9 protein-coding genes are annotated in these 7,824 nt (G+C 50.6%); 1 reads left to right on the plus strand and 8 read right to left on the minus strand.

The genetic code is table 11. The features are described from left to right. Positions 1–121: 121 nt before the first annotated feature. On the plus strand, positions 122–1,600 hold the full coding sequence (locus HQK80_10290; GenBank protein MBF0222597.1) for a B12-binding domain-containing radical SAM protein: 1,479 nt from the start codon (positions 122–124) through the stop codon (positions 1,598–1,600). A gap of 92 nt (positions 1,601–1,692) precedes the next feature. Here HQK80_10290 and HQK80_10295 read toward each other — a convergent pair whose 3' ends face one another. The 8 genes from HQK80_10295 to HQK80_10330 all read right to left on the minus strand — a co-directional run. After that, the gene (locus HQK80_10295) at positions 1,693–2,127 is read right to left on the minus strand and encodes a hypothetical protein (GenBank protein MBF0222598.1); all 435 of its coding nucleotides are present in this window, start codon (positions 2,125–2,127) and stop codon (positions 1,693–1,695) included. Between the two features lie 9 nt (positions 2,128–2,136). Next, positions 2,137–2,301, minus strand: a complete 165-nt coding sequence (locus tag HQK80_10300; protein MBF0222599.1) for a hypothetical protein — start codon at positions 2,299–2,301, stop codon at positions 2,137–2,139. Beyond that, positions 2,298–2,942, minus strand: a complete 645-nt coding sequence (locus tag HQK80_10305; protein ID MBF0222600.1) for a chemotaxis protein CheB — start codon at positions 2,940–2,942, stop codon at positions 2,298–2,300. The genes HQK80_10300 and HQK80_10305 overlap by 4 nt, the downstream gene beginning before the upstream one ends. Before the next feature lie 252 nt (positions 2,943–3,194). Beyond that, positions 3,195–3,335 (minus strand): hypothetical protein, encoded by a 141-nt coding sequence (locus tag HQK80_10310; GenBank protein MBF0222601.1) that lies wholly within the window; start codon positions 3,333–3,335, stop codon positions 3,195–3,197. After that, positions 3,335–3,754, minus strand: coding sequence for a hypothetical protein (locus tag HQK80_10315; protein MBF0222602.1), 420 nt, complete (start codon positions 3,752–3,754; stop codon positions 3,335–3,337). Before HQK80_10315 ends, HQK80_10310 begins: the two co-directional genes overlap by 1 nt. Before the next feature lie 51 nt (positions 3,755–3,805). Further along, entirely contained in the window at positions 3,806–4,147 is a 342-nt protein-coding gene (locus HQK80_10320; protein MBF0222603.1) for a phage holin family protein, read from the minus strand. A 17-nt stretch (positions 4,148–4,164) separates the two neighbouring features. After that, positions 4,165–4,518: a hypothetical protein gene (locus HQK80_10325; protein ID MBF0222604.1), complete on the minus strand. Its 354-nt coding sequence runs from the start codon at positions 4,516–4,518 to the stop codon at positions 4,165–4,167. A 590-nt stretch (positions 4,519–5,108) separates the two neighbouring features. Further along, on the minus strand, positions 5,109–7,824 hold a 2,716-nt coding region (locus tag HQK80_10330; GenBank protein ID MBF0222605.1), incomplete at its 5' end, for a PAS domain-containing protein.

Raw genomic sequence — 7,824 nt, forward strand, 5'->3', positions numbered from 1 at the left:
TCTAATTCAGATCCCCCATCAATAGAAGGTTGCAACATATTTCCCGTTCATACCGATCTTCCGGCATGGCAATTGCTCAAGCTATAGAATGAACCTAAACATGGCTAACGAAGGATTTTGCATGAATATTCTGCTCATCTATCCACAATATCCCGATACATTCTGGAGTTTTAAACATTCGCTCAAATTTATTTCGAAAAAGGCCGCTTTTCCACCCTTGGGCTTGTTAACCGTTGCTGCCATGCTGCCGGAAGAATGGCTGAAAAAACTGGTGGATCTCAATGTCGAACCCCTATCTGAGAATCACCTGGCCTGGGCGGATATGGTTTTTTTAAGCGCCATGATCGTTCAAAAAGAGAGCGCCCGCGAGGTGGTCCAGCGCTGTAATGTTGCCGGTAAAAAGGTTGTTGCCGGGGGACCTGTTTTTACGACCCAGCATGAGCAGTTTGAGGGTGTCGATCATTTTCTGTTAAACGAGGCTGAAATTTCCTTGCCTCTCTTCCTTAACGATCTTGCCGCCGGCCGTCCGAAACGTCTTTACACAACCAAAGAGCGACCTGACATTACCCAAACGCCTGTGCCTCTCTGGAAGCTTATTAATCAGGAAAGCTATGCCACTATGGCCATCCAGTATTCACGAGGGTGTCCGTTCAACTGTGAGTTCTGCGATATCATTATTATGAATGGCAGGATTCCGCGGCTAAAAACACCAGAACAGATGCAAAGAGAGTTTCAGGCCCTCTTTGATGCAGGGTGGCGCAAATCAGTCTTTATTGTTGATGATAATTTTATCGGCAACACCCACGAGGTCAAAAAACTGCTGCCTTCAATAATCGCCTGGCAGCGCCGACATAAATTCCCCTTTGCGCTGCTTACTGAAGTCAGTGCCAACCTGGCACTTGATGAAGAGTTGATGCAACTTATGAGCGCCGCAAATTTCTTTAAGGTGTTTCTGGGTATTGAAACGCCAAACCAGGAAAGCCTGCTGGAGTGCGGCAAAAAACAGAATACTGCCGGCAGTATGGTACAGGTTGTTGATACCATTCACCGACATGGCATGCAGGTCATGGGTGGTTTTATTGTCGGTTTTGATAGTGACCCTGAGAATATATTCGAGCTGCAAGTCCGCTTTATCCAGCAGATCGGAGTGGTCACCGCTATGGTGGGTATACTGACCGCTCTGCCGCAGACCCGTCTCTGGCATCGCTTGAAGGCAGAAGGAAGGCTGCTTAATGATGCCACCGGCGAGAATACCGATGGCTGCCTCAACTTTCTGCCAAAGATGGACAAAGAAACACTGATTGAAGGGTATCAGGAACTTCTGACCACCCTGTACTCTCATAAACACTATTACCAAAGGATTAACACCTTTATAAAAAACTATCGGCCCACTGCCAGAACCAGGCTCAACAGGGATGATCTGTTTGCCTTCATCAGGGCTGGATGGTGGCTTGGTATTGTATCGAAGGCCCGGTTTCGCTATTGGAAATTGATCATTAAGACCTTTTGGGTAAAGCGCAGGGCCTTGCCCATGGCGGTGGAATTGGCCATTCATGGCTTTCATTTTCAAAAAGTACTCGAACGGGTTCGTAAGGCGTAAATCTCGGCAGAACGTAAGCTACAGATTGATCAAGAAGAGGCAATTAGCATAAATATCACATTTCGGTCGGTTGTCCTGTTGAAGCCAGGACGTTATTCCACAAGCGGCTGGCAGGGTCTATGTTTCTGCGTTGCGATACTGCCAGGGAAATAGGCATGTGGATAAATTGATTTTTCCAATAGCCAACGAGCATGTTCGTATAACTGGCCATACCGGCGTGTGCCGCTGCGGATCAGGCGCAAATGGGCAATGTTATTCTCGACCACAAAAATACGTTCCATCTGGCCAAAGACGGAGAGTGCCGTCTCCGGCACCGTTAGAGTCGTAACCTCCCGTCCGGGAATGACAACCCTGACAAATTGACCTGGTCGCAGCGTGTCGGCCGCTACGAGATCGAGCTTGACCACGGAGGTCCGGGAGATGGCGTCGCCGGTCGGCGCAATCTCCGCTACCGTGCCGGTAATCTTGGCCGAGATGACCGCCCGCTGCACAGCCTCAACTGTCCCCACCACTTCATCCCGGCTCATGGTCAGCGACTATTTGGCAATAATCACCTGGACTGCAACTGTGGGGTCGGGCGATGACTGTGGCTTCGTCTCATGCCTGGCTTCCTGTTCGCAACCGCCAAACATCAACAGACAACCGCACAGAGTTGTCGGTAGGAGTCGATTGCTGAAAAAAAGTAGTCCTTTATGATTCATCGTTTTACCTGTTCGAATTTTTCTCTTGTTTTTTTAAAGCTGTTTACAGGGGGAGTTGATACCCTGTTTGCAATTTGGATAATTTTCTGAGCGATATCTTCAGGTGAAAGAATAAAATCTATACATCCACTGGCGATGGCGCTCTCCGGCATATCAGGCTGCTTGGCGGTGGAGGGCTTCTGAGCGATGGTGATGCCCCCCACTTCTTTTATGCCGCACAGCGCGTCGGCTCCGTCACCATCATATCCGGAGACAATGACTGCGATAAGTTTGCCGTCCCAGTTCCGGGTCAGGGAGCGCATGAAAACTGTAATGACGTCGGGCCAGCCATGGGGTTTTGAGATCGGCTTGAGGCGAAACTCGCCATCAAGAACGTGGAGATCACGCTGTGACGGGATGATGAACAGATGGTTGGGCTTGATTAGTAAATTTTCGGTGATCAGTTCAACCGGCATCTCTGTGAAGCGCGGCAGAATTTCATGGAGTTGGGTAGCCACGGTTCTCAGGTGATTAACAATAACAATTGCCACACCCATGTCATTTGGCAGATGTTTCAGCAGTCGGGTATATGCTTCAAGGCCCCCGGCTGAACCGCCAACGCAGACAACAGGAAACTCTTTTGTATTACTTTGGGCCTCCATCGGCGATCACACTCCTTTTAGAATTTTTCAAATCGGCACCGAGTTACCTGCGATCATCTTTTCCCCCCCACCCTGACCCTCCCCCGCTGGGGGAGGGAGTTATTTTGCTGAGTCGGTCTTTTCACTGCTGGGGGGACTGAAGTTCAGTCCTCGCAGACCCTCGTACCTGTACAAGCCCCCCTCCCCCGCTGGGGGAGGGAGTTATTTTGCTGAGCCGCCAGCGCAGACGACAGGAAACTCTTCGCTCACTCTTCATCGGCGGTCATTCCATTCTTTGGCAATTCGGACGACCAGCAGAAGCACCACCAGTACCCCGATCACTGGCCAAAGCCACATCCATACTCCAGACCCTCCGGCCATCCAGCCACTCCCCCATCCGTCCATATGATTCATTAGTAAGCTCCTTTTGCCTGATTACCACCTGCTGAGGTTGCATTCTTTATCCAGCCGGTGGCAATCTGCGTGGCAACTCCGAGCAAGGCCATCTTGATTACGCCCGGAGCGGCAGATCTTGCATGCAGGCCAGCGAGTGAATTGTGAACTTCCTCGGCCAGGGAATCGATTGTTTGCTCCACAGGGGTGGGGAACTTTCCCGAGGCCAGGGCGCCAAGGCCGACGGCAATCCCCAGCGCCCAGTATGGAGATCTCTTCACATGTTGGTGCCAATCCAGTTGATTGGTTATATGCTCGCCGATTTGCGCAACAGTCTTGGAAATATTCTCTTTTTCTTTAGCTATATCCTGACGTATATCGGTGCTGCTACGTTCGATATCAGCCTCCTGTGTGTTACCGAGATGCCCTCTTGCAGCCATTTCTGGTTCTCCTGGTCAGTAGTAGATGAGGTGGTTATGAAGTTACAGGGTTTATCTTTTCAGTTGCCTATAGCCGAAGAAGACAATGACGGTAGCGGTTAAGGCAAGTGCCGTTCCTGTAGTAAGTGTCGCCATAACGAGAGTCATATAGGAGGTGAGCCCGATAATCAGTGCAGCACACAAAGACAGAAATGCGGCAAAGGCGATGGCCGCGCCAGCTGCGATGGTCATGACTCCACAGCGAATAGTTCTGATTTTTTCGCGAATCTCCTGGATCACGAGTTTTATTTCGTCGCGAGCCAGTGCCGATACATTGTCGACAAGCTGTCCCACAAACTCAGCGATTGATTGGCGAGATGTTGAAGTATCCTTGTTGGTATTTTTATCGTTCATTGCTAATAATCACCACCTTACCTGCGTCGAAAAACAGCCCCGATAATCAGGCCGATGCCCCCTGCTATCAAGAGGCAGTGTCCCGGGTTCTGTCTTACGTATTCCCGGACACTTGCATCTGCCTTTTTATAGTCGAATTCCCTTGCGTACCTGGAGGATTGGTCTAACCACTCGGAGGCCTGCTTTTCATAGTGAGCTGTCCGTGATTGTGAGTCCTGGTCTGAGGCTTTTTCGTCAAGGTTTACTGCAATATCATGCAACTTATCAGCAAGACTATTTTTGATATTCTCGAAGCCGGTTGGTTTCCCCGGGCCTTGGAACTCTGCGGCAGTATCGGCAGTCGCATCAATGTTTCCTTTTTCTGATTCCATAGTTTACCTCATAACGGTTAGTTTTTTACACGAGAATCGGACCATATCCGTTCCCAGCGGCGCATCATTGCCACAGATTTTTCTAGACGGCATCTGCAACATTAATCAATGAACGTAACAGCCTGTTTTTTATTTCAGCCGTAAGGCCCTTTGAGAATGATCTCAAATCATATAGGGAGTAGAGCAAGCGTCATGCCAATACCGATAGTTGGCAGAAACACGGTGGGAAAGGCAGTATTTGCGAGAGATCGGAGAGTAAAAAGGTGAGGCGCTCAGGGCGAGTATGGCCCTCAATATGTGGTGGCCCCTCAAGATATTGGGGGCTTCTGTCAAGCCCCGCCCTCGACGGGTTGGGGTTGGGGTTGGGGTTGGGTGAAGGTGCAACTTGGCAGGCTGCAGCCAACTTCCCCCCCACCCTGACCCTCCTTCCACTGGGGAGGGAGTTGTTTTGCGGAGCCAGCCTTTCCACTGGGGAGGGAGTTGTTTTGCGGAGCCAGCCTTTCCGCTGGGGGAGGGAGTTGTTTTGATGTTGGACGGGGATTAATTGGGGCAAACAGTACCACCGCAATTTTTTGACCGGACAACACCGTCTATTTGGTAGCGTTCAATGACTTATTTCGTTTTTCCAATTTTGCATTCACTTTATTGAGCGCTTCCTGGGTGTTTTTGAGCTCGGTGATATTTTCGAAGGTGATAACCACACCGTCGATTACATTGTTCATTGTGCGATAGGGACGGGTCCGCATGCGAAAACAGTCGCCGTTCTCACTGCGAACTTCTTGTTCCTTCATACCGAGATCCTGAAGGATACTGCTGGCGTCCGCCGCCAGATCCGTATCAATTAAAGCGGTGGCAAAATGTTTGATGGGGCGGCCATAATCAATGCTGGTCAAGGGAATAATCTCCACAGCTTTCGGGGTGAACCTTCTGACGCAGAGATCGAGATCAAGAAAAATGGTGGCAAGCTGAGTGCGGTCAAGCAGGTTTTTCATGTCATCGTTGGCTTTCGAGAGTTCATCGATATGGCTCTGTAATTCGGCGTTAACCGTTGTGGCCTCCTCATTCAAGGATTGGAGTTCCTCCTTTGAGGTTTCTAGTTCCTCATTGGTGGACTGCAGCTCCTCATTAGTGGATTGCAGCTCCTCGTTGGTAGATTTCAGCTCTTCATTTGAGGTTTCAAGCTCTTCGATAGTTGTTTGCAGGTTCTCCCTGGTATAGCGCAGCTCCTGTTCGATCATTTCGACAGCGCTGTTTTTTGCCTGCGGTTTGGGCGCCTTTCGGTTACGTTTCTTCGTGGCGGCATTAGAATCAACCTCATTAAAGATAACCATAGTCAGGCCGTGCAGAGCGCTATGTTCCAGAATCGGCTTGACGGTCAGATCAAGGTTGATAAGACCGATATCATGCTCTATGGCAATGTCTTTTCTGACACATTCCTGCATGTTGGCCGCTGATTCACGGATTGCCGAGGCCAGCCCTGGTTTTAATCCGGGACGTGACATGTCGAGAATATTGATGCTTACTTTGCCGCTGGCCGGCTCCAGATATCTGCCGATATGGCCATGGAGATAAATAATATCGCAGGCCTCGTCGATAATAACGCAGGGCGGGGCCTTGACTTGTTTGAGAATCGTTTCGACTAGTTGGAAAGCACTCATCTCTTCCGCTTTTCGGACGGCATCGGGCTGTTGCAGGTGCGGTCGGGGCTTTGTCAAAGGCATCGGCGGCATCTCCAGCACCCGGCGGGCAACAAACGAAACCGGTCGGCGGCTGTACAGCTTCCATTTTTTGTCGAGCACGGTAAAAAAATCATGAGACTGGCCAATGGATTCCGAAGAGCCCAGAAAAAGAATGCCGGCCGGCTTTAAACAGTACTGAAAAATCGGCATGAGTCGTTTCTGTAATTCCGGGCCGAAGTAAATAAGCATATTCCGGCAGCTAAGCAGATCCAGCTTGGTAAAGGGTGGGTCTTTGATGATACTCTGCTCGGCAAAGACCAGCATCTCACGGATCGATTTTTTAATGCGGTAGTGAGCATCCTCTTTGATAAACCAGCGTTGCAGGCGGGTTTCTCCGACATCAGCGGCAATGCTGGCCGGGAATATACCGGCCCGCGCTGAGCTGACGGCTTCAGCGTCAATGTCGGTGCCGAAAATCTGGATGTTGATCCGTCGATTGAGCCGCTCCAGTACCTCCTGCAACAAGATGGCGAGGGAATAGGCCTCTTCGCCGCTGCTACAGCCGGCGACCCAGACGCGCATAACATAATTATTTGGTTTGTCTTTCAGCAGATCGGGCAGAAATTTTTCACCGAGCGCCTCAAAGGCACTGGTGTCTCGGAAGAAACTGGTTACCCCGATCAGCAGTTCCTTGAAGAGGGTGTCGGTTTCAACCTCGCTTTTCTGTAGAAAGAGTACGTATTCATTGACCTTATCGATCTGGTGAACATGCATTCTTCTTTCGATGCGGCGCAGGAGGGTGTTTTTTTTGTAGAGGGAAAAGTCATGCCCGGTGCGGCTGCGCAGAATGATACAGATCTGCTGCAGGTGATTTGGCATGTTGTCCTCATCATTGATAATCATTGGTGTTGACGAGCGAACCGCGTGTCGCAGAAATTTGAGCAGTTGCCTGGGCATTTCGGAGGGCGGCAACACATAGTCGGCAATACCGGTGGCAATAGCGCTTCGGGGCATACCATCGTATTTAGCGGATGTTTCATCCTGCACCATGACCATGCCGGACTCGGCTTTAATCGCCTTTGCCCCTAAGGTGCCATCCCTTCCAGTGCCGGAAAGAATGATGCATACCGCATTTGTCCCCTGATCCAGGGCCAACGAGGTGAAAAACCTGTCAATGGGCAGATGGGCGCCTCGGGGATGATCCGGTTCCATAAGCTGCAGGGTGCCGTTCAGGATGGAAAGGTCTCGATTCGGTGGGACAACGTAGACGCTGTCCGGCTGCACGGAGATCCCGTCCGTGATCTGGACGACCTTCATTGTGGTCTGTTTCTGGATCAGTTCGGGCATGATGCTGACATGGGTTGGTGCCAGATGCGGGACGAGTACAAATGCGCAGCCTGTCTCACTGGGCATCGCCGAAAAAAAGGCCTCGGCGGCCTCCAGGCCGCCTGCTGACGAGCCAATTCCGACAATGGGCAGCGATTGTCGTAGCGGTGAGGCAGATTTCAGGTTTGTCGGCACGGAGGCGGCGCTGGTTTTGACTTTCTTGCTGAGGGCCTCTTTTTTGCTGGTAATCGACTTGGCTGTGACAATCTTCTTTTTGTCTTCTTTTTTTACAGGCACTGTT

This window comes from Desulfobulbaceae bacterium (assembly GCA_015231515.1).
Taxonomy (GTDB): Bacteria; Desulfobacterota; Desulfobulbia; order Desulfobulbales; family VMSU01; genus JADGBM01.